This window comes from Murdochiella vaginalis, from assembly GCF_902381775.1.
Lineage (GTDB): Bacteria > Bacillota > Clostridia > Tissierellales > Peptoniphilaceae > Murdochiella > Murdochiella vaginalis.
The window spans coordinates 1,097,171-1,122,073 of record NZ_LR698969.1; the positions used below are offsets into that span (position 1 = coordinate 1,097,171).

Sequence of the window (24,903 nt, forward strand, 5' to 3'; positions counted from 1 at the left end):
GGAGGATAGAATGGGCTTTTTTGAGAAAATCAAAAACATGATTGGCATCGAAGATCAATACGAAGATGAGGACTACAACGAAGAATACGACTATGCCAATCGCGGATCTTATGACAATTCCTACGACGCACATCCGGAACAGGAAAAGACTTCGACGTTCTCTTCCGATTACGCTTCGGCAAGCTATGAAGAGCCGTCCTCTTCTGCCTCGCGTCTGGGAAAAGTCATTGATATGACTTCCGGCTCGGCACGCATGCGCATCAGCATTCAGGAGCCGCTGGAATACGATGATGGTCCGAAGGTACTGGACAACATTGCGCAGTCTCGCACGGTGGTGCTCAACCTGGAAATGCTGGAGGTGGACAAAAAACGTCAGATTTTCGACTTTGTCAGCGGTGGCGTCTATGCCTTGAATGGAGATATTCAAAAAGTGACCAAAGACATCTACGTCATTGTTCCAAAGGGAGTGGATGTCGATGCGGCGGTCAAACAGTCCGTAAGCGACCAGTCGATGTATCAACTGTAAGAATGACGCTCCCTCGGGGTTCCGAGGGAGCTTTTTTTGGATGGGAGAATTATGATTGTAGGAATGGGAATTGCTTTGCTTTGGAGCCTTGCGGATCAGCTGACCAAAGCGTGGGCTTCCTCGACATTATCGGGACAGCCCTCAATGGATGTGATCGGCCATTGGCTGCGTTTTACCTATGTGCAAAATGAAGGAGCGGCCTTCGGCATTCTAAGCGGACAAAAATGGTTTTTTGTGTTGCTTACTATCGCCGCCATCATTTTTTTACTGGTGATGCTACGGCGTTATCAACACGTGCATCCGATCTACATCCTTGCCATGGGGTTGATCCTTGGCGGCGCAATAGGGAATCTCATCGACCGTGTGCGTTTTGGATCCGTAGTGGATTTTATTCAAGTAGATTTCATTGACGCGCTTCATTTTCCCGTTTTTAATGTGGCGGATATTGGTGTTACGGTCGGCATTTTTACACTCGCCCTTTTGCTTTTGCTTTTGCCGGAACACGTGTGGAGGCAAAAGCCATGAGCGTGCATATCGGAAATGATTGGGATGAACTTTTAGCCGATGAGTGGCAAAAACCCTATTATCAGACGCTTCGGCGTCTCTTGCTTGACGAATACAAAAATTACACGGTGTATCCGCCGGCGGAAGATATTTTTTCCGCTCTTCAGCATGTGTCCTTTGAACGCTGTCGTGTGGTGATCTTGGGTCAGGATCCTTATCATGAGCCGCGCCAAGCGAACGGCTTGGCTTTTTCGGTACATGGCGGTGTACCGATACCGCCGTCTTTACGGAATATCTATCAGGAATTGGAGAGCGACGTAGGGATCCCGCCTGTAAACCACGGAGATTTAACAGTCTGGGCAGAGCGTGGCGTGCTGCTGCTGAATGCGACTCTTACCGTACGTGCGCATCAGGCGAATTCGCACGAGGCCATTGGCTGGCGTGTACTCACAGATCGTATTATTTCTTTATTGGGACAACGTGAAAAGCCGCTGGCCTTTGTTCTTTGGGGGCGCTTTGCACAATCTAAGCGGGCGTTGATCACCAATCCTCACGATCTGGTTATTTTATCTCCTCATCCTTCTCCACTTTCCGCGCATCGAGGCTTTTTTGGCTCTCGTCCGTTTTCTCGTATCAATCGCTTTTATACCGAACGTGGGGAAGAACCCATTGATTGGCAATTGCCGACACTTCCGGAGGAATCGCGTGACGAATGATTTGCACTTTCTGATTGGGGATGAAGACGATGTCAACGGCATGCGTCTGGATTCGGCTTTACCCTCGCTTTGGGACGGAGCCTCTCGCACACAGATTGCCAAGGCTATTTCTGCCGGGCGTATTCTGTTGAATGAAAAGCGCGTCAAACCGCGTACCATCGTTCACACCGGAGATACCATACGATTGGATCCGACGTTTTTTGCGGTTGCCCCTCTATTGCCGGAAGACATTTCTCTTCCTGTACTCTATGAAGATGAAGATCTTTGGATTATCAATAAGCCGCCAGGGCTTATCACGCATCCCACGGCCAGCGTGCGAACCCATACGGTCGTGAATGCGCTGCTTGCCTCCGGGCGTCCATACTCCACTCTTTTGGGCGAGGAGCGTCTTGGCATTGTGCATCGTCTGGATGCACAAACGTCCGGAACGCTGCTTTTGGCGAAGACGGATCGCGCGGCGATCGCATTGCAGGAACTTTTTCGAACCCATGAAGTGCATAAGCAATATGTGGCTCTTGTGGAAGGCCGTTGGGAAACGGATGGACTGGTGGTCGACCAGCCCTTGGGACGTCATCCGACGCAGCCACAAAAACAAGCCGTTCTACCGGATGGCCGGGAAGCACACAGTCTTTTTGTGACACGGGAAGCGTGCGAGGAAGCGAGCCTTATGGACGTTTGGATTACTACCGGCAGAACGCATCAAATTCGTGTTCATGCTGCCTATTGCAAGCACCCCGTTGTAGGGGATACGGTGTATGGGTATCGCCGTCAACGTCATCGCTTTTCGCATCATCTTCTACACGCCTGGAAATTGTCCTTCCTACATCCTTTTTCACATAAAATGATCGCCGTTACCGCACCCTTTGATGAAGAATTTCAACGGGCTTTTGCTCTTTATGGTTTTGCGGAACCTTCGCAAGACGAAAACGAAACGGAAGATACGAAGTAAGGAACACGTTGAGACTTTCCTTTTTGTACACTGAAGAAAAGGAGGTCGGCATGTTCGCACGTACATCGTCTTGTCATTTTGAAGGGCTTGCCACGGAAGTGGTAAGCGTAGAAGCGGAAATCTTAAGAGGCTTTTCGCAATTTACGATTGTCGGTCTGGCCGGAACGTCGATACAGGAGGCCAAGGAGCGCATCCGCTCCGCCATTTATGCGATGGACGTGCGCCTCCCGCTCGGCCGCATTGTCATCAATTTATATCCTGGGGATGTGCGTAAGGCGGGGACGCAATGGGATTTACCCATGGCCGTTACACTTCTTTCCGCCATGGGGCGTATTCCCGCTTCGGTCATCGCCTCGGCGGCTTTTATTGGAGAACTTTCGCTGGATGGCCAGCTGCGCAGCGTTCCGGGAGCGCTCGCCATGGTTTTAGCGTTAAAAAACAGTGGTAAAACGAAGATTTACTTGCCGGCAGAAAATGCCAAGGCATGTCGCTCGATAGAGGGAGTAACTCTTTATCCCGTACAAACCCTTCGCCAAGTGGAAGCGGTCCTGCAAAAGAAAATCAACCTGTTGCCCCTTTGTGGTAAAAAAAATGTTGCATGCGAAGACGATACCGAACCCATCGCCATGGATTTTGCAGACTTGCTTGGACAAGAACCGCTTAAAAGACTTTTGGAAATTGCTATCGCCGGCCGTCATTCTTTGCTGCTCGTAGGATCTCCCGGCGTGGGGAAAACTATGGCGATGTCTCGAATTCCCGGTATTTTACCTCGTTTGCGCCATGAAGAGGAAATGGAAGTTCTTCGCATGCAATCCATGAGTGGATCCTCTTGCGCCCAGCACCCTCTTCCGCCTTTTCGTGCGCCGCATCATACCATCACGCGCGCAGCCTTCTTGGGTGGAGGCAATCCGCCTGTTCCCGGTGAAATTTCGCTTGCCCATAAAGGCGTTCTCTTTTTGGATGAAATGCCCCTTTTTTCACAGGAATTGATTAACGGTCTGCGTACGCCGATGGAAGAGCAGCGCATTTTACTGTTTCGCTCCCGTCGCCGTCTCGAAGCGCCGGCGGATTTTCAATTATTGGCTACGGCAAATCCCTGCCCTTGCGGCTATAACGGCGATCCGGATCATACGTGCACCTGTTCTGTTCCGGACATTCGTCGCTATCGTTCTCGCCTTCCCGGTCCAATTCTGGATCGCTTTGACATGATCTATCGACTTACGACACCCTCTGCGGAGGCGGAAAAGGAAAGGGCTTCGGCGAATGATCCATCCGATAGCAAATCTTCTATGCTCGACAGCCGGACGATGCTTCAGCGAATCGGCCACGCGAGAGAACAACAGGCGATTCGCTATAAAGACGAACCCTTTACCGTCAACGCTCGCTTTGGAAATCAACGCGATATCTCTTTGCTGCGACCGACGGAAAAATCCTTGTCCTTATTGAATGCGCTATGCCGGAAAGAACATCTTTCTTTTCGTGTGCGTCGTCGTCTTCTTCTGGTTGCCCGAACTGTTGCGGACATGGATGGGCAAGAGGACGTGGGGGAAAGCGCGGTCGTAGAAGCTTTCCAGTATCGACGGGCTACAGAAGGATGGGGAGACGGAACGCTTTCTGTATGAACATGCGATTGTGGTGTAATTCCATTCAAATTATGCCCGTAAGAATTGTATCGATTCCGCGGGACTGGTATAATTACAGCATCAAAACTAGAGGAGGGTTTATGCTTTCTGCCAACGATTTACGAAAAGGAACGACATTTGTTTACGACAATGATGTGTACGAAATTATTGATTTCCAACACGTCAAACCTGGTAAAGGAGCCGCTTTCGTACGTGCTAAAATTCGCTCGGTCATGAGCGGTGGATCGAAGGATGTTACCTTCAATCCCAATGATAAATTTGAAGAAGCACGCATTGAAACAAAGGAAATGCAGTATCTCTATTCCGATGGCGCCCTGTATTATTTTATGGATCCGGAATCCTATGAGCAGTTCGCTTTAGAAGGCGATGTGGCTTCGGATGCGATGAAGTTTATCCGTGAAAGCGACACAGCCATCATGCGATTCTATCAGGGAAAGGCTTTTAATGTTCAGCCACAGAACTTTGTGGAATTGGAAGTCACCCAGACCGAACCGGGCGTTCGCGGAGATACCGCCTCCAATACCACAAAACCGGCGACTGTCGAAACAGGAGCGACCATCAATGTTCCGCTCTTTGTCAACATCGGCGATAAGATCAAGATTGACACCCGCACGGGCGATTATCTTTCCCGCGTATAACATGAGACGGCAAGAACAACGAGAGTGGCTTGTGCGCCTGGTTTATGCGCAGGACATGAATAGCGACGATGCATTTGATGCAAAGCGTCTTTTACGGGAACAGGCGTTACCGGAAGACAATGCCTATTTGCAGGATTCCCTCAACCTTCTTCACTTGCATCAGGAGCAGGTGGATCATATCATTGAGGCCTACCTTCATGACTGGACGACGGAACGTTTACATGCCGTGGATCGCGCTATTTTGCGCGTTGCGGTGAACGAAATACTTTTTACCGACTTTGCTCCGATCGTGGTTACGATTCATGAATGTGTGGGCATTGCCAAGCGCTATTCCGATGCCGAGGCGTATAAGTTTATAAACGGCGTGCTTTCCTCGTTACTCAAGGATATGCGTCAGGGGCTTCTTTCGAAACGTTTTGGCATCGAGATCCATCCGCAGAAGATTGCCGAAGCATCTTCCTCATCGGACACCGAGCAATGAAGCCGCTTCGCATCTCCGAATTGCTTCGCTATTTGGATCGCGTTATACGGGATGATCCCATTCTGCGGCGCGTACAAGTGGAAGGCGAAATCGCAAATATATCACGCAATCGCTATGTCTATTTTGACCTGAAGGACGAGCAGGCACTCGTACATTGTGTGGATTTTGATGGCGTTCTGCCGGAAACCATCCAGAACGGGGCGCATGTGATCCTTCTCGCTTCCACGATGGTCTATCCGCAACAGGGAAAATTGGAGCTACGGGCCATTTCGTTGGAAGAAAAAGGGCGTGGACAGGCACTTTTGGCTTTGGAAGAGCGCAAGCGCAAGCTGGAAAAGGAAGGGCTCTTTCGTCCGGAACGAAAGCGTCCTCTTCCTCGCTATCCTCGGTTGATCGGACTGATCACCTCCGCAGGAGGGGCAGTATTGCATGACTTTTCCAACGAGGTGAACCGCCGTTATCCTTTGGCACATATTGTTCTCTCCGCTGCATCCGTGCAAGGAAATAACGCTGCCGAGGAGATTCGGGGCGCTCTTCGAGCATTGCTGCAGGGTTCGGAACAATCGGTCCCGGATCTGATCGTCATTGCGCGAGGGGGAGGCTCGGCCGAAGATCTCAGTGCTTTTCAAGACGAGAAGCTGGTGCGCGATCTGGCGGCTTGTCCAGTTCCGGTGATATCGGCCATCGGACACCAGGTGGATACCACTTTATGCGATCTCGTGGCCGACAGTCGTGCCTCGACACCTACGGAAGCCGCGATATTAGCTACACCGGATGGACGTGTGTTGCATCAGTTCATCGATGAGCGCCTACGTCAGCTGTCATTACATCTGCAGCGTACGATGACAAGGCGTGCACTGGCCCTGGAGAATTTGCAGCGGCGTGTGGAAGCCAGACGTCCCGGTCGACAAATCGAAGAGCAAAAACGAAAGCTGCAGGAAAAATGCTATCGCCTGCAAGCCACGTTTCAGCAAAGGCTGCAGCGCTTACGCCGCACGATTGATAGCCGGATCAAAGAAAGTGCGATGATACGGGAAAAACGGTTGGCACAGACGTCCTGGCAGGTGCGCGATCTTTCCAACCATCCGGTTTTAGCCGGCGAATTGCGAGTAGGCTCCACGTATTCTTTGGAGTCCGGCTTGTATCGGTATCGTGTCTCGGTAGAGAAAAAGGAGAAGAAGGATGTCCTTTAACGGCACATTTGAAGAAGGCTTGCAGCGTCTTGATGAATTGACAAAAGAGCTGAATCGTGATGATTTGACGCTGGAGGAATCCACCGTTCTCTATAAGGAAGCACGAGAGCTGGGCGAAGCCTTGCACCGTCTTTTAGATCAGGCGGAGCTTGTGGTACGGGATGTGGATGAAAAGAGTATTCCGGTGCTTTTGGATCAGAAAGACACGAACCATGCAGAAGAATGAATGGATTTCGTCCGTTTTTCTGCCTCGCTTACAGGAACATCTTCATTCCCTAGGCGGCCTTAAAAGTGTATTCTATGCTACCGACGGCGGAAAGCGCATACGCCCGCAAATGGTGTATTTAGGGGCTTTTGCGATGCAAGGGGATACCTTTTCTCCGGCTGTTTCGTCAGCCCTAGCGGATTGTGCTTGTGCCGTCGAGCTGGTTCATGCCCATTCGCTGGTGCATGATGATCTGCCCTGTATGGATAACGATACGTATCGTCGCGGAAAGCTGAGCGTTCACGCGGCTTTCGGTGAAGCGGAAGCCTTGCTTTGTGGAGATGCACTCTTAAACGGCGCGTATGAGGTGCTGTTTTCCGCCATGGATACTGCGGAGGAATCTCTCCAAAAACGCTTGGGGAAAGCCGGCACTTTGCTCAGTCGGATGACCGGGTTACGTGGGATGATCGGCGGACAGGTTTTGGATATGCAACCGCGCTTTGCGAATGCGCAGGCGCTTTGCGAGATGGTAGAGAAAAAAACCGGCGCGCTGTTTTCTGCCTCCTGCGGGATGGGCGCCATTCTTTCCGGTGCGAATGCCGAAGAGGCGGATGCGGCCATTCAATTTGGTCGCCTGTACGGCTTGGCCTTTCAGCTAAAGGATGATGAGGGTGACCTGGAACAGGACATCCGCGAACAGAAGCAAACGTATTACACCGCTCTGGGTGATGAGGTGGCTTCACGAAGAAACGAGCTGTATTCTTCGGCTGTTTCCTTAACAAAGTTTTTTCCTTACGGTGAAGTGTTAACGGATGCATTTTCTGATTTGCTTGATAAATAATGGTTGGCGGAGGAAAAGAAAATGAAAAAATACAATCGACAGCGCCTGATCCTCGATCTGATCGAACAACAGGAAGTACAGACCCAGGAAGGCTTGGCGGAGCTTTTGCGTGGGCATGGCGTTCATGCCACGCAGGCTACCATTTCCCGCGATATCAAAGAGCTTCGCATTTCCAAGGTGCAAACCGTAAAAGGAGATTACAAGTATACGGTTCTGGATTCCGTGCATGATTCGCTCAATGAGCGTCTGCATAAAATTCTTCGCTCGGCGATACTCAGTGTTTACCATAATGGCAACATGGTGATTATCGAGACGGTAATCTATTGTGCACCGGTCGTTTCCATGACGATTACAAATGCCAAACTGGATCATGTTGCTGGTATTGTTGCAGGCGTCGACACACTCTTTATTGCGCCGACGGATATTGCTGAGTTGGATCAGCTGGTAAAAGATATCGAGGAGTTCATTCAATAATGCTTACCGAGCTGCGGATTCGACACTTTGCTTTGCTGGATACGGTGAAGGTTTCCTTTCCTTCCGGTGAATCCGTAGTAACCGGAGAGACGGGGTCCGGAAAGAGCCTTTTTGTGGATGCTCTGGATTTTTTGCGCGGCGCACGAGCAGATAAACGCGTATTGCATGGTGACGAAACGGCTGTGGTCGAGGGGTGTTTTACTTGGTCAGAAGAGGAGAGCGCTACAGAGGCCGCCCTGCGCGAGCATTTTGAAGAGCTGGGTATTCCGTTGGAGGATCGCCTGCTCATCGCACGGCGCGAAATTTCTCCTAAAGGGTCGCGACAACGTCTGAATGACGTGACCGTTACGTTACAGTCCTATCGACTCGTCATGGAAATACTTTTGGATATTCATGCGCAAAACGCACAGAGTCTTCTAAAGAGTCCGCGCACGTATCTGCCTCTTTTAGATAGCTTTATCGGCGCACAGGCCGAAAAGGAAAAGAGCGATTTGCGGGATGTGCTTTTAAAGCAACGACATGTGCAGGAGCAATTGGATCGTCTCGCGCTTTCTCCCGATGAAGTGCTGCGAGAAAGGGATCTGCTTCGTTATCAAATTCAGGAGATCGATTCCGCCGATTTACCGAACCTGGATGAAGAGGAATTGGAGAGGGAATATAAAGCGCTGGTCTCGGCGACAGAACGCTTACAATTGGCCAATCGTCTCTACGGTGGCATCAGCGGTGATCGGGGCCTGCGCGATGCGTTGTTGAGCTGTGCGCAAACCTTCGATCAGCTTTCCCATAAGGATGAGGGGACTTCCTTCCTTCGTGATCGTATGTGGCAGATGGAAGCGGATATGGAAGCGCTGCAGGAGGATCTGGAAAACTACCGCAATACGATTGTGATTGACCCGCAGCGTATAGAAGAAGTGGATCAAATTTTCCAATTGTTGCAGATGCTTCGACGAAAATATGGACAACAAAATGAAGCAATTCTCGCTTTCCGCGATCAGGCGGCTCATCGGCTGGAATTGCTCAATCATATTGAACAGGAGCGAAAAACGCTTCAGGAAAAACAGGCGGCCCTTACACGGCAGCTGCAGGAAAAAGCGGATGCACTGCATGTGCTTCGCGTAAACGCTGCCGAAAAGCTGGAAAAGCGGGTAAAGGAAGAATTGCTCGAAATGGCCATTCGCCAGATTGCTTTTACGATTCCTATCACCAAAACGCAAACGATCGGAGCGAATGGACAAGACGTGGTAGATTTTCAAATCTCTACCAATCCGGGGGAGCCGATGCTTTCGCTTTCCGATGTGGCCAGTGGCGGTGAAATGTCGCGTTTCATGCTGGCTTTAAAAATCATCGCATCCGAAATCACCGCCATGCCGACGCTGGTTTTTGATGAAATTGATACGGGTATCAGCGGACGAACGGCACAGGTTGTTGCGGAAAAATTGTCACGCTTAACGGATCGACATCAGGTGATCGTCATCACGCATCTTCCGCAGATTGCAGCTTTGGCGGATGCGCATTATGCGATGACGAAGGAGACCCGCAAGAATGAGACCATGTCTTTTTTAAGCGAATTAGATTCTGCTGGGCGAATTGCCGAGCAAGCACGTCTTCTCGGCGGGGTACAGATTACCGAGGTGACCCGAAAGGGCGCAAAGGAAATGATTGAACAGGCACGCCAGTGGAAGCGTGAACGAAAGGGCTGGTCATGAGCGAGGAGAGAAACAACATCGAACGCACGATCAAAACGGAAGAAATCTATGACGGACGAATTGTCCATCTTCGCGTCGAAACGGTGGAATTGCCCAATATGGTTTATGCCAAACGGGAGATTGTATCGCATCAACGCGGCGTGGGCATGATTGTTTTAAAAGACGAAAACACGATGCTGATGGTACGTCAGTATCGAATTGCCGTGCGGGAGTCGCTTCTGGAAATTCCTGCCGGATTGGTTGAACCGGGTGAATCACCGCGTGATGCGGCACAGCGAGAATTGCAGGAAGAGGTTGGGGTAAGAGCAAATCAATTGGAGTACTTGATGGATGCCTACGCTTCTCCGGGTTTTACGGATGAAAAGCTCAGCCTTTTTCTGGCACAGGATCTCGAAACGTCCAAGCTTCCCTTGGATTCTACGGAATTTTTAACCTTTGAAGAGCATAATGTAGAAGAACTGTATCGTATGGTGCTGAATTTTGAAATCGTGGATGCCAAAACTATCATCGCGATCTTATATGCCCATCAACTTCGCACGGCGGGGCAGAAATAGAACGGATAACCTATGTTTGGGGAAAACTTCTCATTGATACAAACCATCACATCGTTGCTTGCTATTACCTATACCATTGTTTCTCACGAATGTGCACATGGACTTGTCGCGTATTGGAACGGCGATGCGACGGCGAAGGAAGCCGGACGATTGACACTCAACCCGATTCCACATATCGATCCGATCGGATTAGCATCCCTGTTAATTTTCCGTTTCGGATGGGCCAAGCCGGTTCCCATCAATCCCAATCGATTCCGTCATGAGCGCTTGGGGATGCTTACGACCTCTCTGGCCGGTGTGACGGTGAATTTTTTGAGTGCTGTGATGGCGGCGATTTTGCTTCCGCGCATTCAAAATGCAGACCTGCAGCTTCTGTTCGTGCAGATCATGATGTATGGTGTGTTTTTTTGCGTATTCAATCTGATGCCGATTCCGCCTTTGGACGGATCCAAAGTGATTCTAACGTTTTTGCCGAAACAGTGGCAGTATCAAATCTATCGACTGGAGCGCTATTCGCAGTGGCTCTTGCCAATTCTCGTCTTTAGCGGCCTGTTCAGTCGTATTGCACAGCCGATTACGGAGGCCCTCATAAACGGAATGCTCGATCTATCGTATTCGTTGTTATAAAAACGGAAGGGGAAGCCATGATTCAAATCGACGTGCAGCCTTTTTCCGGCCCCATGGATCTTCTTTTGGAGTTATTGCAGCAGGCGAAGATCGATATCTATGATATTGAAATTTCGCTTATCACCGAGCGCTTTCTGGAGGTGATGCAGAGCAGTGCCATTCCTCCCGAGGAACTGAGTGACTTTATCCGCATGGCCTCCATCTTGGTGCAAATGAAGGTGCGCATGCTCCTTCACGATAAGGAAGAGGAGGAAGAAGACGGCATTTCGCGCGAAGAAATGATTCGGCGATTGCTCGAATATCGTACCTTTAAGGAACTTTCCCTTCGTCTGGCCACGCTGGAAGAAGAAGGGATGGGAATTTTTGTAAAATTGGGTGAAGATCCGCAGCGCTATCAGGCGAAACCTCAGGAAGTGCTAGAAGGAACCGGCGAGGATCTGCTGCAGGCGCTTCGAGCTCTGCGCGAACAGCAAAATGCCCGTCGATATACCTTCTCACCGCAAGAGGTGATGGTGCGCGAGGAGTATAGCGAAGATGTCGTAGCAAGGCGAATTCACCAAAAAATGGAAAAGGGCGAACGTTTCACCTTTTTTGATCTTTTCGACGAAAACGATGTAAAAAAAGGCAATGTGATCGTTACCTTTTTGCTGATGCTGGAATTGACCCGTCGCCATGCTCTGCGGATTGAACAGGATCCTCAAAGCAAGGTGATTGCCATTCGCATGCAAAATCGAGAGACCTTTGATCAGGTTCTTAGCGGCGTGGATGCTGATTCTTCCCAAGAAGAAGAGAGCAGTGCAGCGGAAACGGAGGAAGAATGAGTACGGATCGTGAATATAAATCCATCATCGAGGGGCTTCTTTATGTCTGGGGGGATCCGCTTACCTTTAGCGACATGGCGAAATTGCTTTCCATTTCCGTAAAAGACGTCCGTCGTCTGGCGCAGGAATTGCAGGCAGAAATGGAACATGAGCGGCGTGGCCTTGTTTTGCGTTTTCTGGATGACGCCGCACAGCTTACAACACGAAAGGAACATGCCGTCTATTTTGAGCAGCTCTTTGGAGAGGCAAAAAACAAACGTTTGACCAATTCCGCTCGCGAAACATTGGCGATTATTGCTTATAAACAACCGGTGACACGCGTTGAAATTGATGCGATTCGCGGTGTGCGCAGCGAGAGTGCATTGGATACGCTACTGGATCGCGGCTTAATTGAAGAGGCTGGACGTCTGGATCAAATCGGCCGCCCCATTCTCTATCGCACAACCAAAGCCTTTTTGCGCGCCTTTACGCTATCTTCCTTGGAAGAGCTTCCTTCCCGCGACGAGGTGGAAGCGATGTGGGAGACGTCGGATGCGGATTAATCGGTATTTGGCTCGATGTGGCGTCGCATCCCGTCGCAAAGCCGAGACCTTGGTCCGCGACGGGCGTGTAACGAAAAACGGTGAAATCGTACGGGAACTGTCGACGACTGTTGAGGAAGCGGATCGAATATGTGTGGATGGGGAAATGGTCTCTCTGTTATCCGAGCGTCTTCTGTTGGCATATCACAAACCGCGGGGGCTTGTTTGCAGTCATCATGATCCTTTTGGCGCTCCGCTTATCTATGAGCAGCTTCCCCAAAATAAGGGCTTGTTCAGCATCGGACGCTTGGATCGGGATACGGAAGGCCTGCTGTTGATCACCAATGACGGTAATCTTGGACATCGCGTAGCACATCCGTCCACAGAGACCGAGAAGGAATATATTACGGTGTTGGATCGACCCTTTACAATTACGGACGCGGAAACGCTCACACGGGGTATTCAAGTGGACGGGACGCTCATGCGAATGGATGCTGTGCAATACTACGTCGCGAATGCGAATGACGCTTTGTGGGAACGAGTCTTACCGGCATGGCCTCCTTCTGTCGCACCGTCTTGTGTGGTGCGAGTGGTTCTTCATGAAGGACATAAGCGTGAAATTCGTCGTCTCTTTCGTGCCTTGCACTATCGAGTTCGTCGTTTGATTCGTGTACGCATCGGCCGGATCATTTTGGGGGATCTTCTTCCCGGTGCGTATCGTCCACTGGACGGAAAGGAAGAAATATGAAACGCATGGCGGACATTGCGATTCTCGGCATGGGTGCAGCCGGCTGTATGGCCGGAATTGCCTGTGCATCCGCCGGAAAGCGTGTGGCGCTTTTTGATCGCAATGAGAAAGTGGGCAAAAAAATCTATATCACGGGGAAAGGACGCTGCAATGTAACCAACGCCGCTCCTTTTCCAAGCTTTTTCGATGGCATTGCCCGCAATCCCCGCTTCTTGCATTCCGCCTTTGCCAGTATGAATAATCTCGATTTGATGAATTTTTTTGCGAAGCATGGCCAGCCGCTGAAAGTGGAACGCGGGGAACGCGTTTTTCCAACCTCGGATCATGCTAGTGACATCAATCGTGTTTTAGAGACCGTATTGCGCGAAAACGGTGCAACACTCTATTTTCATCATTGCGTAAAGCAAATCACCTACGATGGAAAGACGAACCGGTTCGCCTTATTCTTTACCGATCAGGAACCGTTCTTTGCCTCCCGTCTGATTCTTGCCTGTGGTGGAAAATCCTATCCCTCTACCGGCTCAACGGGAGACGGATACCGCTTTGCAGAGGCTTTTGGTCATACGATTGTGCCGCTTTCTCCCGCACTGGTTCCCTTGTGTCTTCAGGATGATTTTGTCGCCTCCTGGGAAGGCATTTCGCTGAAAAATATTGCGCTTACGGCAAAATGGGGGAAGAAAAAAAAGACCCTTTTCGGGGAAATGCTCTTTACGCACGACGGCATCTCTGGTCCGGTTGTATTGACGCTTTCTTCCTTTCTGAGCGGCTCGGCACAAAACGACGTTTCCCTTTTCTTGGATTGGAAACCGGCTTTGGATGAGGAGGCTCTTCGACACCGTTTGCTTCGCGAACGACAGAGCGGGGCGAATCGATCCTTAAAATCGCTTTTTTCGTCCTTTCTTCCCAAACGATGTGTGGATGTATTTTTGCAAAAAGGGGAGTGGAACGAGGATTGTCCTTTCCACAGTTGGACCAAAGCGGAAGAGGAACGCTTTATCGGTCTTTTAAAAGCCTTCCCGCTTTCTTATGCAGGATTGGGCTCCTTTTCGCAAGCAGTGATTACGCGTGGCGGCGTTGCGGTAAAGGAGGTATGGCCAAAAACGATGGCCTCTCGTAAACAAAAGGGACTGTTTCTAGCCGGTGAAATCCTAGATGTGGATGGATTTACCGGAGGCTATAATTTACAGATTGCGTTTTCTACAGGCTATGCGGCCGGTCTCGGTGCAGCCGCCTCATTGGATGAGGAATGTAGGGAAGAGGAGGAAACATGACGAGAACCATTGCCATTGACGGCCCGTCGGGCTCCGGAAAAAGCTCCGTAGCGGATCGCTTAGCCGATGCACTGCACATGGCGCATTTGGACACGGGAGCGATGTATCGCGCGATTACGCTGGATCTTTTGGAGCACGGGATTGACGTCAACGATGAAGAAAAAGTCGAATCGCGCCTGAAAAAGCTGCCTCTAAAAATCGAAAAGGACCGCGTTTTTTTGGATGAACGGGACGTCACCAAACGCGTGCGAGCGGACGATGTGACGCGCAACGTTTCGGTTGTTTCCGGGTATCGAGCGGTACGCGAAAAGATGGTTTCCATGCAGCAGAAAATTGCGGCTTCGTCGGACATTGTTTTGGACGGCCGCGATATTGGCACGGTGGTTTTGCCCCATGCAGATCTGAAAATTTTTCTCACGGCAACTCCGGAAGAGCGGGCAAGACGCCGTCTGCAAGATAAAAAATCGACATCCTCCATGGCCTACGAGGAGGTGCTTGCCGATATTCGTCGTCGTGATGCGTATGATTCTACGCGCGCCCTTTCGCCTCTTCGGCAGGCGGAGGACGCAGTGAGTATTGATTCGAGCAATATGACCATTGACGAGGTGGTCGAACGTATTTTGCAGGAATGGCATCATGCTTATCCGATGGACTAAACGCTTGGCCCGATTCGTGCTTCGTTTTTTCTTCCGTTTCGAGACGGATGGAGATCTGCGCGAAACTCGCGGGCCGTATATTCTTTGCGCTAACCATCGTTCCAATTGGGATGCGTTGGCGATGTTCACGGTTTCTCCGGAGGACACCTACATTGTAGGTAAGAAAGAGTTGTCCGACCTTCCCATCATTGGTGCCTTTCTTCGCCGTGTGCATCTTATTCCCGTGGATCGTGAGGCGAACGATATCGGCGCGCTTAGAAGCATGCTTTCTGTTTTGAAAAAAGGAAGTGTTCTGGGCATTTTTCCGGAAGGACATCGTTATGAGGACGCGGATTTTTCGCACATGAAAGAGGGCGTTGCCTACTTGGTGCAAAAAGCAAAGGTGCCGGTATACTGCCTGTATATCGATTCCGACTATCGTTTTCGCCATCGCTTTCATGTGACAGTACGTCAACCGCTCGCTATAGAAGATCTTTCCGCCTTTTCTTCCCGTGCGCAGCGCAAGGATATGCTCCGTCTGATTTATGAAACGATCTATGAACCGATGAGGGAAGGGGAAGAGACATATGGACATTCGGATTGCTGATCACGCCGGCTTTTGCTTCGGTGTGCGGGAGATTGATCGCAAAGCAAGCGAAGCCCTTGCCGGAGCGAAAGGAAGACGCGTCTATTCCTACGGCCCTCTTGTACATAATGCGCAATATGTTACTCGGAGAGAAGCGGAAGGCGTGCATGTGCTGCACTCGTTAGACGAAGCGGAAAGACTGGATGAAGACGCGATGCTTCTGCTTCGTGCGCACGGCGTAACCGTAGAGGAGCGAAAACGTCTGGAAAGGACTGGGGCGGAGATTATTGACGGGACCTGTCCGGTGCTGTTGGCGATCTATCGTCTGCTCGATGCGAAACAGGCACAGGGCTATCGTTGTGTCATCGTGGGGGATGCGAAGCATCCCGAAGTGGTAGCGATGCGCAGTCGATTGGATACGGACGCCCTCATCTTGTCCTCTGCAGAGGAAGCCGCTTTAGTACGATCCGAAAAACCGTTGTTTGTGGTATCCCAAACCACCAACCGCGAAGACTACTTTCGAGAGGTCGTAGCAGCCCTTCCCAAAGAGCTGGACGTAACGGTACAGCAAACCATTTGTCGTGCGACACAGGATCGACAGGAAGCCTGCAAACAATTGGCTCGTGAAGTGGATCTTATGGTCGTAATTGGAGGAAAGCATTCCTCGAATACCGACAAACTGCGGCAGGTTGCCGAAAAAGAATGTAAAAATGTACAACAAATTGAAGTTTTCAAGGATTTAGCTTTACAAACACACCCTATATTGAATAGAATAGGCATAACCGCCGGTGCGAGCACACCGGACTGGATTATTGAGGAGGTCGTCAGAGGGATGGAGAATTTTACGAAAGAAGATTTCATGGAACAAATCGAAGACAGTATGGTGAAGATTTATCCTCGCGATATTGTCAAAGGCACCGTCATCAGTGTGAAAGAAGATGAAGTTTATGTCGATATTCGGTATCGCGCAGACGGAATCATCAAAACCGATGAGATGACAGATGACGAGCGTGGAAACACGCACGAGCACTTCCATGAAGGGGAAGAGATCGATGTCTATGTGATTAAGCTGGATGACGGCGAAGGAAACGTCATGCTGTCCACGCGTCGCGTAGAGGGTCTCAAGAACTGGACGAAATTAATGGACAAGTACGAAGCCGGTGAAACGGTTGAAGCACTCATCACCGGAGATAACAATGGCGGTTTGGTGGCGAATGTCATGGGCATTAACGGGTTTATTCCCGCCTCGCAAATTGCGACGTACTTTGTCAAAAACTTCAAACAATACATCGGTCAGACGCTGGAATGCAAATTCCTTTCGGTGGATGAACGCAAACGCCGCGTAGTTCTTTCGGCTCGTGCCGTTTTAGAGGAACAGCTTGATGGTGTTTGGGAAAACATCGTGGTCGGAGAAACTATTAAGGGCAAGGTTGTCCGTATGACCGATTTTGGCGCTTTCGTCGATTTAGGCGGTGTAGACGGATTGATTCACGTTTCCGATATTTCCTGGCAGCGTATTGAAAAGCCCTCCGACGTACTGGAAATCGGTCAGGAAGTGGAACCGATCGTCTTGAAAGCCAATCGTGAGCGCAATCGTATTTCTCTCGGCTTAAAGCAACTCATGCCGAAGCCGTTCGAGATTTTCAAGCAGAATCATAAACCGGGCGACGTGCTGAAGGGCACCGTGGTCAATTTGTTGGACTTCGGCGCATTTGTTCGTCTGGATGATGGTGTCGAGGGACTCATTCATGTTTCGCAGATTGCACATCATCATGTTGAAAAGCCGTCTGACGAGTATGAAATCGGCCAAGAGCTCGAGGTTAAGATTTTGGAAATTGATGAAGAGCGTCAACGTATCGCGCTTTCGACACGCGCTCTGGAAGAACCGGCTCCCGAAGCGAAAGCGGAAGGAGAAGGCGAGCAGAAGAAAGCAGAGCCGCGCCACATTGATACTGCCAAGTTTGAGCGTCGTGAAGCCGCACCCAAGGCGAAACAGCCGAAGCAGCCGCGTGAACGTCGCAAACCGCAGACAACGCTGAACTTTGATCAGAGCGACGATATCGGAACCAACTTAGGCGATTTGATTGCTGCGCAGATGAATATCGTCGACGAAGCGCCGCTTGCTGACGCGGACGAATCGAAGCACGACGAGCCCGAAAAGGTACAGATTGGCGACTTGGTACATGAGTCGACGGAAGAAAAACCGGAAGAAGTAACGGAAGAAAAACCGGAAGAATAATTTTCGATTCCATATAAAAAAAGAGGCCTTTCGTGGAAAGGCCTCTTTTTTATTCGCGCTCTTTGATACAATAGCAGAGAACGCAGAGGAGAATTATGAAGTATAAAATTATTACACACGGCTGCCAAATGAATGAGCACGATTCCGAGCGCATGGCGTATCTTTTGGAATCCATGGGTTACCAGGCAACAGAGGAAACCGAAGACGCGGATTTGATTGCAATGAACACCTGCCTTGTGCGGGAGAATGCCGAACAGAAAGTGTTCGGTCAAATCGGTGCATTAAAGAAGTGGAAAGCGGATCGTCCGGGACGTCTCTTAGCGTTGTGCGGATGCATGATGCAAACAGGCGGCGCGAAAGATGTCATTCTTCGATCCTATCCGCAGGTGGATCTGATTTTTGGCACACACAATATTGCACGACTGCCACAGCTAATCGAGCAGGTGATGCGAACAGGAGAGCGCATCGTGGATATTTCCTCCGATGAGGAAGATCGGGATGCGCTTTATATTCGAAATGATGCGGCTTTCGCATATGTCAACATTATGACCGGATGCAATAATTTCTGTTCCTATTGCGTTGTTCCGTATGCACGCGGCCGAGAAAAAAGTCGTCCGGCAGAGGAAGTGCTTTGCGAAGTGCGGACGCTTGCCGATAAAGGCTATCGCGAAATCATGCTACTCGGGCAAAACGTAAATTCCTATGTTGATCACGACACGGATTTCCCGGCTTTGCTGGCAAAAGTGGCGGAGATTCCAGGAATTTTGCGCGTTCGATTCATGTCTTCTCACCCGAAGGATCTGTCCGATCGTCTGATCACGGTTATGGAACAACACCCGAAGATTGAACGGCATTTTCATCTACCGCTGCAATCCGGTTCCAATAAAGTGCTTAGGGAAATGAACCGGCAGTATACGCGAGAGCACTATCTCGATTTAGCGCATCGTTTGCGCGAAGCCATGCCGGATATCGCGCTATCAACGGATATCATCGTCGGTTTTCCGGGGGAGACGGAGGAGGATCATCAGCAGACCCTGGATCTTTGCCGGCAAGTGGAATTTACCACCGCCTTTACCTTTTTATATTCTCCGCGTCCCGGTACAAAAGCCTATGAACGGAGTGATCACGTCGACGAACAAACCAAAAGCCGACGTTTTCAGGAATTATTGGATGTGCTGTATCCCATTTTTCTGCGTCGCAATCGACAAGCGATTGGTGATACGGTTCAGGTGTTGGTGGAAAGTGTCAGCAAAACCGATGCAACACGTGTATCCGGAAGAGATGCCCAAGGAAGATTGATTCATTTTCAAGGCGATTCTTCGCTCATTGGACAAATGTTACCCGTGCGTATTCAAGAAGCCAATTCCTTTGCTCTCTTCGGCGAGAGGGTGAAGTAGCATATTGAACGAAACGAAGCGAGAGAATGCATCGCTTACAAGAAGAATAGAGGAGCCATGGTCTGGGAATACATTGATCGGACGAAGCTTTCGCCGATGATGCAACATTACGTGCAAATTAAAGAGCAACATCCCGATTGTCTCATTTTGTATCGCTTGGGCGATTTTTATGAGCTGTTTTTTGATGATGCTTTGGTCGGTTCGCGCGTATTGGAGCTGACTCTGACCGGGCGGGATTGTGGTCTGGAAGAACGCTGCCCCATGGCGGGTGTTCCGCATCACGTGGTGGATAACTATACGGCAAAACTTGTACATGCTGGCTATAAAGTGTGTCTCGTGGAGCAGATGGAAGATCCCCGTGAGGCAGTGGGACTTGTAAAGCGAGGCATCACGAGAATCGTAACGCCCGGCACGGTGACGGACGCAGAAAATCTGGAGCGCAATGAACACAATTATCTTTTGCTCGTCTATGCCTATCGACAGACGCTTGGCCTATGCTATGTCGATCTCTCTACAGGCCGCCTGGAGGCAACGGAAATCGCCCCGGTGAAACGATGGGGACTGACCGTATTGGATTGGGTGGAATTGCTGCAGCCTTCTGAAGTGATTCTTCTCGAGGAAGCGGAAAATCAAGAAATAAATGATGGCATTCAGGAGTTCCTGTCCGGGAAAAAACTCTTTTTATCACGTAAGCCGCGCGGAACGGTTCATATCCGGGATCTGCATCAGGGATTAAGCGCTCGGCTCCCCGGAGGGATTCCCTCGATTTTTCGCCGGCATTTGGTGGCCCAGATTGCTCTGTATGCGCTTTTAGAGACGGTTTACGCATACCAGGAACAGCCCTTGGAGCATCTGTCTCGTGTGGAATGGGTGACGCCGCATCGCTATTTGCGATTGAATGCCGCGACGCGCGAAAACTTGGAATTAACGAGAAATTTAGAGGATGCAACTGTACGGCATACGCTCCTTTCCGTTTTGGACCGCACGAAGACGGCGATGGGATCGCGCAAGATAGCAGATTGGCTTTCTTTTCCCTTGCTTAATCAAGAAGATATTATTGCTCGCCAGGATATCGTTGCTTTATTTATGCAGGAGCTTTCTGCTCGTCTGACCCTGCGGGAAGCATTGGAAAATGTCTATGATCTGGAGCGCCTTCTGAGCAAACTCAGCTTTCGCCGCGGCAATGCGCGCGACTTGCTGCGTTTTGCGCAATCCCTTTCCACCCTGCCGCAGGTGATCGCCACGCTTTCAGCCTTAGAGGATCCCTGTATCGCGCTTTTATTACAGGGGCTGGATCCCTTGACGGATCTACGCGAGCACATCCTTTCGGCCATTGTGGAGGAACCACCGATTTCCGTCAACGAAGGCGGAATGATTCGCGACGGATACAGTCAAGAACTGGATGATCTGAAAAGCGGAGGGGAGCAGGCGCGATCCGCGCTGGTTACCTATGAGGAACAGGAGCGCGAACGTAGCGGTATCCGTAATTTGCGCATTATTTATCGTAAAAATCAGGGCTATTTTTTAGAAGTCACCCGGTCCAATTTGGACAAGATTCCCGAGGATTATCAACGTCGCCAAACGTTGAAAAATGCGGAACGCTATACCACAGAATACTTGGAAATGCAGGCGAATCGCATCATCGGTTCCTCCGCCAAGGTGGAGGCGATGGAATTTTCGCTGTTTCAGGCCTTGCGAGATGAGGTGGCAGCCGAGGCGGTGCATATACAACGCGTTGCAGATACCTTGGCGGATCTCGATGCGCTATTGTCGCTTGCGCAGGTTGCTTCGGATCATGACTATTGTCGTCCTGTGTTTGTTTTGGAAGAAGAGCCCATACACATCGTGGAAGGTCGACACCCGGTCGTCTCGGCGCAGCCGGATGTGGATTTTATCGTCAATGACCTGGATATTGGCGAAAAGGATAATCGTATTCAGGTGATTACAGGCCCCAATATGGCGGGAAAATCCACGTATATACGGCAAAATGCCTTGCTGATTATCATGGCGCAGATGGGATCCTTCGTGCCGGCAAAATCGTGTCGTCTTCCCATTGTGGATCAGATCTTTACGCGCATCGGGGCACGGGATCACCTCGCGAAAGGGGAATCCACCTTCATGGTGGAGATGAAGGAAATGGCGGATATCCTTCAGGAAGCAACAACGAAAAGCTTTTTGGTTCTTGATGAGGTAGGACGCGGTACGAGCACGAATGACGGCCTTTCCATAGCTTGTGCCATTTTGGAATATCTCTCACGATCCCTTCCGGCGAAAACGCTCTTTGCCACCCATTATCATGAATTAACGCAGCTGGCGGATGTTCTGCCGAATCTTTCCAACCGACGTGTGCAGATTCAAGAAGAGGCGGGACACCTGGTCTTCCTGCATCGGGTGGAAGAAGGTTCGGCGGATCGCAGTTACGGCATTGAAGTAGCGCGGCTTTCAGGCATGCCGGAATCGATTCTTGCGCGTGCGGAAGCAATTCTAAATGATTTGGATCAAAATCGGATCGAGTCAACCGAGAAGGAAGGCGCGTTTCTTCGCTCCTCTTCATCGCGGATGCGAGAAAGTCTTGCTTCGTCTCCACAACCGGTTGATAGTCATCACGAAACCGTAAAAATAGATCCGCTTCGACAAAAACTGCAATCCATGGATATCAATACGCTCTCACCCATGGAAGCCTTTATGGAATTAGATGCCTTCATTCGTGAGGCAAAACAGGAAGGGGAAGAATCATGATTCGTCAATTAGATGCAGAAACCGTCAAGCGCATTGCGGCAGGCGAAGTCATTGAGCGCCCCGTTTCTGTTGTGAAGGAATTAGTGGAAAATGCTGTGGATGCCGGTGCCGATGAGATTTTGGTACAGATTCGTGATGGCGGCAAATCGCTCATTTCGGTAACGGATAATGGGTCCGGAATTTCCAAGCAAGAAATGGAGACCGCGTTTTTGCCGCATGCTACCTCGAAGATTTCCTCTTTTGCGGATCTTTATCGTCTGCATTCGTTGGGATTTCGTGGAGAGGCGTTATCTTCCATCGTCGCCGTGGCGGAAGTGGAAGCGCAATCCAAGACGGCCGAAGAAGAAACCGGATTTGCTCTTCGCTATGTGGACGGAAACGTGGTGGAACGAAAAACCGTCGCTATGGGAACAGGAACACGCATCACCGTTTCACATTTATTTGCCGGTATTCCGGTGCGTCGCACATTTTTAAAAAGCGATGTGGCAGAAAGCAATGCCGTTTCGCGCTATCTGTATACGATGGCGATCGGACATCCGGAGATTGCCTTTCGTTTTTATCGGGACGATAAGCGCATCTTACAGACCGGAAAAGAACAGAGCCTGGAAGAAACCTTGCTGGTGCTGTACGGACGAAGCTATCACGAATCCATTGTGCCCGTCCATGGGGATGGGCGATATCGCCTCTCCGGCTTTATCGGCAATAATACGTATTATCGTGCCAATCGACAAATGCAGTTTTTATACGTGAACGGTCGTGCGATTATGCCGGATCCGGTCCGGGAAATCGTGGAATCCTGCTATCGTTCGCTCATTCCCAATGGACGCTTCCCGGCCTTTCAGCTGTTTCTCGATACAGATCCGGAAAACATTGATGTGAATGTGCATCCCAACAAAATGACCATTCAGTTTACGGATTCGGAAGGCATGCAGGAAATGATTCACCAAGCGGTTCAGACAGCGCTTTTTCGCAAGCCAACGATTCCCGGTGAAGAGAAGAAGGACTTGTTTCCTTCTCCGGAAGAAAGCTATCGTCGCATTTTGGAACAATATGCCTGGCCGACGAAAAAGGTCGATTCCGAGGAGACGTATTCGCACGACCAAGCACTATTACCGCAACAAGGTCACGAGGGGAAGGATCCGAAAGTCGAGCACTCTATTGCAGAAGCGGAGGAGGCTGTCAACGAAACACTGGAGTTTATGCTCTCGCCTGATGAGACTTCTTCTTATGCCGATCCGCAGGAAAAAAAAGATTTATACGTCTCGGAAGAGGAAAATCTGCACGAACAGTCGAGCTTTCTTTCTCCTTCAACGGACGAGGAAAGTAGCCTGCTTCCGGCTTTTTCCACCCTGCGATATCTCGGCAGCCTTTTTCACGTGTATCTTCTTTTTGAAGAACGGGGAAAGGATGCATTGCTCATTATGGATCAACATGCGGCGCATGAACGCGTGAATTATGAACGCTTCCTTAAGCAGGCGAGCGCGGGGACGATTGTGCAGCAGCGCCTATTAAAGCCGATTGTCGTAGCGTTATCGGATGAACAGGAAACGGCCTTTTCTGTACGGCAAAAGGCTCTAACAGATCTCGGATTGGATGTTGCTCCTTTCGGGGAAGGAAGGGTCGTTCTTCGCGCTGTCCCGACACTTTTTCGATCGACCAATGATGCGCAACTGCTTCTGGACCTGTTGGATGTATCCGTCGCGGAGGCTAAGGAATATGATCAATTGCTGGATCAGATGGCAATGAAGGCCTGCAAGGCTTCTGTTAAGCAGGGAGATTCCTTAAGCGAGGCGGAAGCGGCGGCACTTTATGAGCAGCTTTATGCTTGTCGCTATCCCTTAACTTGTCCGCATGGAAGACCCACTGTCATCCGACGTGAAAAAAAGGATTTTGAAAAATGGTTCATGCGGGTGAAATAATGCACGAATCGCGTGAAAAGAAACGTGTCTTTATCGTAGGACCGACCGGTGTGGGGAAAAGTGCCTTAGCGCTGCGTTTAGCCCGAGATTTTCAAGGTGAAATCCTTTCTATGGATTCGATGCAGATCTATCGCGGGATGGATATCGGAACCGCGAAAGCGACGCCGGCGGAGCAAAAGGCGATACCGCATCATCTGCTTGACCTGGTGGATCCGGGAACGCGTTATACCGTAGCGGATTACCAGCGCGATGCGCAAAACGTGCAGAATGAGGTTTTTCAGAGGGGAAAATTGCCGATTTTTGTAGGCGGAACCGGCCTGTATCTGAATGCGCTCCTCATGGACTATCAGTTTAGCGGGATGGATACGGCGATGTCGTGGCGAAGGACATTAGAGGAAGAATACCGACAGGATCATGGCCTTCGGCTCTATCAGGAGCTATGCGATCGAGATCCGGTTACAGCCAAGCGGCTTACTCCCCAGGATAAACCTCGCATCCTTCGTGCGATTGAGGTTTTACGGCGAACGAAACAGCTGCCTTCTGCGCTGCGAAAAGATCGCGAGAATCCATCGTGGAAAAGCCTCGTGATCATGCTTTCCCTTCCTCGTGAACAACTCTATGAGGCGATTAATCAGCGCGTCTTGGACATGTTGGACAGGGGGCTTGCGGAGGAAGTGCACCATCTTTATCAAAAGGGGGTTTCCGCCGACTCTCAGGCTATGCGCGCGATTGGCTATCGCGAATTTTTCTGGTATTTTCGCGGTTTAATAACTTTAGAAGAAACGATTCGACTCATGCAGCGTTCCTCCCGACAATATGCAAAGCGACAATATACCTGGTATCGTAAGACGAAAGATGCCGTTTGGATTGAAGAAAGAGAACCATCCGTCCGGTATGAACGGGCAAAACAAGAAATCATTGCATTTCTCCAAGCTTGATCCGGGCTGTGCTTAATGGATGAAAAAGGAAA

General features: G+C 50.2%; 25 protein-coding genes. All 25 read left to right on the forward strand.

What is annotated here, in order from left to right:
• Positions 1-10 precede the first annotated feature (10 nt).
• The 25 genes from FXY30_RS04870 to miaA all read left to right on the forward strand — a co-directional run bounded on the left by FXY30_RS04870 (position 11) and on the right by miaA (position 24,871).
• Entirely contained in the window at positions 11-526 is a 516-nt protein-coding gene (locus FXY30_RS04870; RefSeq protein ID WP_071705560.1) for a cell division protein SepF, read from the forward strand.
• Positions 527-562: 36 nt separating this feature from the next.
• The gene (gene lspA / locus FXY30_RS04875; protein ID WP_147659382.1) at positions 563-1,051 is read left to right on the forward strand and encodes a signal peptidase II; all 489 of its coding nucleotides are present in this window, start codon (positions 563-565) and stop codon (positions 1,049-1,051) included.
• Positions 1,048-1,746 carry a uracil-DNA glycosylase gene (locus FXY30_RS04880; RefSeq protein ID WP_071705562.1) on the forward strand — a complete coding sequence of 233 codons (699 nt, stop codon included), beginning with the start codon at positions 1,048-1,050 and terminating at the stop codon, positions 1,744-1,746. Before lspA ends, FXY30_RS04880 begins: the two co-directional genes overlap by 4 nt.
• Positions 1,736-2,695, forward strand: coding sequence for an RluA family pseudouridine synthase (locus FXY30_RS04885; protein WP_071705563.1), 960 nt, complete (start codon positions 1,736-1,738; stop codon positions 2,693-2,695). Before FXY30_RS04880 ends, FXY30_RS04885 begins: the two co-directional genes overlap by 11 nt.
• A 50-nt stretch (positions 2,696-2,745) precedes the next feature.
• The gene (locus FXY30_RS04890; protein WP_071705564.1) at positions 2,746-4,317 is read left to right on the forward strand and encodes a YifB family Mg chelatase-like AAA ATPase; all 1,572 of its coding nucleotides are present in this window, start codon (positions 2,746-2,748) and stop codon (positions 4,315-4,317) included.
• Positions 4,318-4,418: 101 nt separating this feature from the next.
• Complete coding sequence (gene efp, locus FXY30_RS04895) at positions 4,419-4,976, forward strand: elongation factor P (RefSeq protein WP_071705565.1); 558 nt, start codon at positions 4,419-4,421, stop codon at positions 4,974-4,976.
• 1 nt (position 4,977) lies between these two features.
• Positions 4,978-5,457, forward strand: coding sequence for a transcription antitermination factor NusB (nusB, locus tag FXY30_RS04900; protein WP_157885036.1), 480 nt, complete (start codon positions 4,978-4,980; stop codon positions 5,455-5,457).
• A complete protein-coding gene (gene xseA / locus FXY30_RS04905) occupies positions 5,454-6,650 on the forward strand; it encodes an exodeoxyribonuclease VII large subunit (RefSeq protein WP_071705567.1) in 1,197 nt (398 codons plus the stop codon). The genes nusB and xseA overlap by 4 nt, the downstream gene beginning before the upstream one ends.
• Positions 6,640-6,876 (forward strand): exodeoxyribonuclease VII small subunit, encoded by a 237-nt coding sequence (xseB, locus tag FXY30_RS04910; protein WP_071705568.1) that lies wholly within the window; start codon positions 6,640-6,642, stop codon positions 6,874-6,876. The genes xseA and xseB overlap by 11 nt, the downstream gene beginning before the upstream one ends.
• Positions 6,863-7,696, forward strand: a complete 834-nt coding sequence (locus FXY30_RS04915) for a polyprenyl synthetase family protein (protein ID WP_071705569.1) — start codon at positions 6,863-6,865, stop codon at positions 7,694-7,696. Before xseB ends, FXY30_RS04915 begins: the two co-directional genes overlap by 14 nt.
• A 21-nt stretch (positions 7,697-7,717) precedes the next feature.
• Positions 7,718-8,170 carry an arginine repressor gene (locus FXY30_RS04920; protein ID WP_071705570.1) on the forward strand — a complete coding sequence of 151 codons (453 nt, stop codon included), beginning with the start codon at positions 7,718-7,720 and terminating at the stop codon, positions 8,168-8,170.
• A complete protein-coding gene (gene recN, locus FXY30_RS04925) occupies positions 8,170-9,876 on the forward strand; it encodes a DNA repair protein RecN (protein ID WP_071705571.1) in 1,707 nt (568 codons plus the stop codon). Before FXY30_RS04920 ends, recN begins: the two co-directional genes overlap by 1 nt.
• Entirely contained in the window at positions 9,873-10,430 is a 558-nt protein-coding gene (locus FXY30_RS04930; RefSeq protein ID WP_071705572.1) for an NUDIX hydrolase, read from the forward strand. The genes recN and FXY30_RS04930 overlap by 4 nt, the downstream gene beginning before the upstream one ends.
• 12 nt (positions 10,431-10,442) lie before the next feature.
• Positions 10,443-11,057 (forward strand): site-2 protease family protein, encoded by a 615-nt coding sequence (locus tag FXY30_RS04935; RefSeq protein WP_071705573.1) that lies wholly within the window; start codon positions 10,443-10,445, stop codon positions 11,055-11,057.
• Positions 11,058-11,074: 17 nt separating this feature from the next.
• Positions 11,075-11,878, forward strand: coding sequence for a segregation and condensation protein A (locus FXY30_RS04940; RefSeq protein WP_071705574.1), 804 nt, complete (start codon positions 11,075-11,077; stop codon positions 11,876-11,878).
• Entirely contained in the window at positions 11,875-12,420 is a 546-nt protein-coding gene (gene scpB / locus FXY30_RS04945) for an SMC-Scp complex subunit ScpB (RefSeq protein ID WP_071705575.1), read from the forward strand. Before FXY30_RS04940 ends, scpB begins: the two co-directional genes overlap by 4 nt.
• Positions 12,410-13,147 (forward strand): pseudouridine synthase, encoded by a 738-nt coding sequence (locus FXY30_RS04950; RefSeq protein ID WP_071705576.1) that lies wholly within the window; start codon positions 12,410-12,412, stop codon positions 13,145-13,147. The genes scpB and FXY30_RS04950 overlap by 11 nt, the downstream gene beginning before the upstream one ends.
• Positions 13,144-14,418 carry a BaiN/RdsA family NAD(P)/FAD-dependent oxidoreductase gene (locus tag FXY30_RS04955; RefSeq protein WP_083428217.1) on the forward strand — a complete coding sequence of 425 codons (1,275 nt, stop codon included), beginning with the start codon at positions 13,144-13,146 and terminating at the stop codon, positions 14,416-14,418. Before FXY30_RS04950 ends, FXY30_RS04955 begins: the two co-directional genes overlap by 4 nt.
• Positions 14,415-15,074: a (d)CMP kinase gene (gene cmk, locus FXY30_RS04960; protein WP_071705577.1), complete on the forward strand. Its 660-nt coding sequence runs from the start codon at positions 14,415-14,417 to the stop codon at positions 15,072-15,074. The genes FXY30_RS04955 and cmk overlap by 4 nt, the downstream gene beginning before the upstream one ends.
• Entirely contained in the window at positions 15,055-15,660 is a 606-nt protein-coding gene (locus tag FXY30_RS04965; RefSeq protein ID WP_071705578.1) for a lysophospholipid acyltransferase family protein, read from the forward strand. The genes cmk and FXY30_RS04965 overlap by 20 nt, the downstream gene beginning before the upstream one ends.
• Positions 15,641-17,878 carry a bifunctional 4-hydroxy-3-methylbut-2-enyl diphosphate reductase/30S ribosomal protein S1 gene (locus tag FXY30_RS04970; RefSeq protein ID WP_071705579.1) on the forward strand — a complete coding sequence of 746 codons (2,238 nt, stop codon included), beginning with the start codon at positions 15,641-15,643 and terminating at the stop codon, positions 17,876-17,878. The genes FXY30_RS04965 and FXY30_RS04970 overlap by 20 nt, the downstream gene beginning before the upstream one ends.
• Positions 17,879-17,973: 95 nt before the next feature.
• Positions 17,974-19,275 carry a tRNA (N6-isopentenyl adenosine(37)-C2)-methylthiotransferase MiaB gene (gene miaB, locus FXY30_RS04975; protein WP_071705580.1) on the forward strand — a complete coding sequence of 434 codons (1,302 nt, stop codon included), beginning with the start codon at positions 17,974-17,976 and terminating at the stop codon, positions 19,273-19,275.
• Positions 19,276-19,332: 57 nt separating this feature from the next.
• Positions 19,333-22,014: a DNA mismatch repair protein MutS gene (gene mutS / locus FXY30_RS04980; RefSeq protein ID WP_071705581.1), complete on the forward strand. Its 2,682-nt coding sequence runs from the start codon at positions 19,333-19,335 to the stop codon at positions 22,012-22,014.
• Positions 22,011-23,933 carry a DNA mismatch repair endonuclease MutL gene (gene mutL, locus FXY30_RS04985; protein ID WP_071705582.1) on the forward strand — a complete coding sequence of 641 codons (1,923 nt, stop codon included), beginning with the start codon at positions 22,011-22,013 and terminating at the stop codon, positions 23,931-23,933. Before mutS ends, mutL begins: the two co-directional genes overlap by 4 nt.
• Positions 23,933-24,871, forward strand: a complete 939-nt coding sequence (miaA, locus tag FXY30_RS04990) for a tRNA (adenosine(37)-N6)-dimethylallyltransferase MiaA (RefSeq protein WP_071706116.1) — start codon at positions 23,933-23,935, stop codon at positions 24,869-24,871. The genes mutL and miaA overlap by 1 nt, the downstream gene beginning before the upstream one ends.
• Positions 24,872-24,903 lie beyond the last annotated feature (32 nt).

Coding starts and splice junctions, on each gene's coding strand:
- FXY30_RS04890 (WP_071705564.1), top strand. CDS start 2,746: ATGTTCGCACGTACATCGTCTTGTCATTTTGAAGGGCTTGCCACGGAA.
- FXY30_RS04965 (WP_071705578.1), top strand. CDS start 15,055: ATGCTTATCCGATGGACTAAACGCTTGGCCCGATTCGTGCTTCGTTTT.
- FXY30_RS04970 (WP_071705579.1), top strand. CDS start 15,641: ATGGACATTCGGATTGCTGATCACGCCGGCTTTTGCTTCGGTGTGCGG.
- xseA (WP_071705567.1), top strand. CDS start 5,454: ATGAAGCCGCTTCGCATCTCCGAATTGCTTCGCTATTTGGATCGCGTT.
- xseB (WP_071705568.1), top strand. CDS start 6,640: ATGTCCTTTAACGGCACATTTGAAGAAGGCTTGCAGCGTCTTGATGAA.
- recN (WP_071705571.1), top strand. CDS start 8,170: ATGCTTACCGAGCTGCGGATTCGACACTTTGCTTTGCTGGATACGGTG.
- miaB (WP_071705580.1), top strand. CDS start 17,974: ATGAAGTATAAAATTATTACACACGGCTGCCAAATGAATGAGCACGAT.
- miaA (WP_071706116.1), top strand. CDS start 23,933: ATGCACGAATCGCGTGAAAAGAAACGTGTCTTTATCGTAGGACCGACC.
- scpB (WP_071705575.1), top strand. CDS start 11,875: ATGAGTACGGATCGTGAATATAAATCCATCATCGAGGGGCTTCTTTAT.
- FXY30_RS04955 (WP_083428217.1), top strand. CDS start 13,144: ATGAAACGCATGGCGGACATTGCGATTCTCGGCATGGGTGCAGCCGGC.
- FXY30_RS04870 (WP_071705560.1), top strand. CDS start 11: ATGGGCTTTTTTGAGAAAATCAAAAACATGATTGGCATCGAAGATCAA.
- efp (WP_071705565.1), top strand. CDS start 4,419: ATGCTTTCTGCCAACGATTTACGAAAAGGAACGACATTTGTTTACGAC.
- mutS (WP_071705581.1), top strand. CDS start 19,333: ATGGTCTGGGAATACATTGATCGGACGAAGCTTTCGCCGATGATGCAA.
- cmk (WP_071705577.1), top strand. CDS start 14,415: ATGACGAGAACCATTGCCATTGACGGCCCGTCGGGCTCCGGAAAAAGC.
- FXY30_RS04915 (WP_071705569.1), top strand. CDS start 6,863: ATGCAGAAGAATGAATGGATTTCGTCCGTTTTTCTGCCTCGCTTACAG.
- FXY30_RS04880 (WP_071705562.1), top strand. CDS start 1,048: ATGAGCGTGCATATCGGAAATGATTGGGATGAACTTTTAGCCGATGAG.
- nusB (WP_157885036.1), top strand. CDS start 4,978: ATGAGACGGCAAGAACAACGAGAGTGGCTTGTGCGCCTGGTTTATGCG.
- FXY30_RS04950 (WP_071705576.1), top strand. CDS start 12,410: ATGCGGATTAATCGGTATTTGGCTCGATGTGGCGTCGCATCCCGTCGC.
- FXY30_RS04940 (WP_071705574.1), top strand. CDS start 11,075: ATGATTCAAATCGACGTGCAGCCTTTTTCCGGCCCCATGGATCTTCTT.
- mutL (WP_071705582.1), top strand. CDS start 22,011: ATGATTCGTCAATTAGATGCAGAAACCGTCAAGCGCATTGCGGCAGGC.
- FXY30_RS04930 (WP_071705572.1), top strand. CDS start 9,873: ATGAGCGAGGAGAGAAACAACATCGAACGCACGATCAAAACGGAAGAA.
- FXY30_RS04920 (WP_071705570.1), top strand. CDS start 7,718: ATGAAAAAATACAATCGACAGCGCCTGATCCTCGATCTGATCGAACAA.
- FXY30_RS04935 (WP_071705573.1), top strand. CDS start 10,443: ATGTTTGGGGAAAACTTCTCATTGATACAAACCATCACATCGTTGCTT.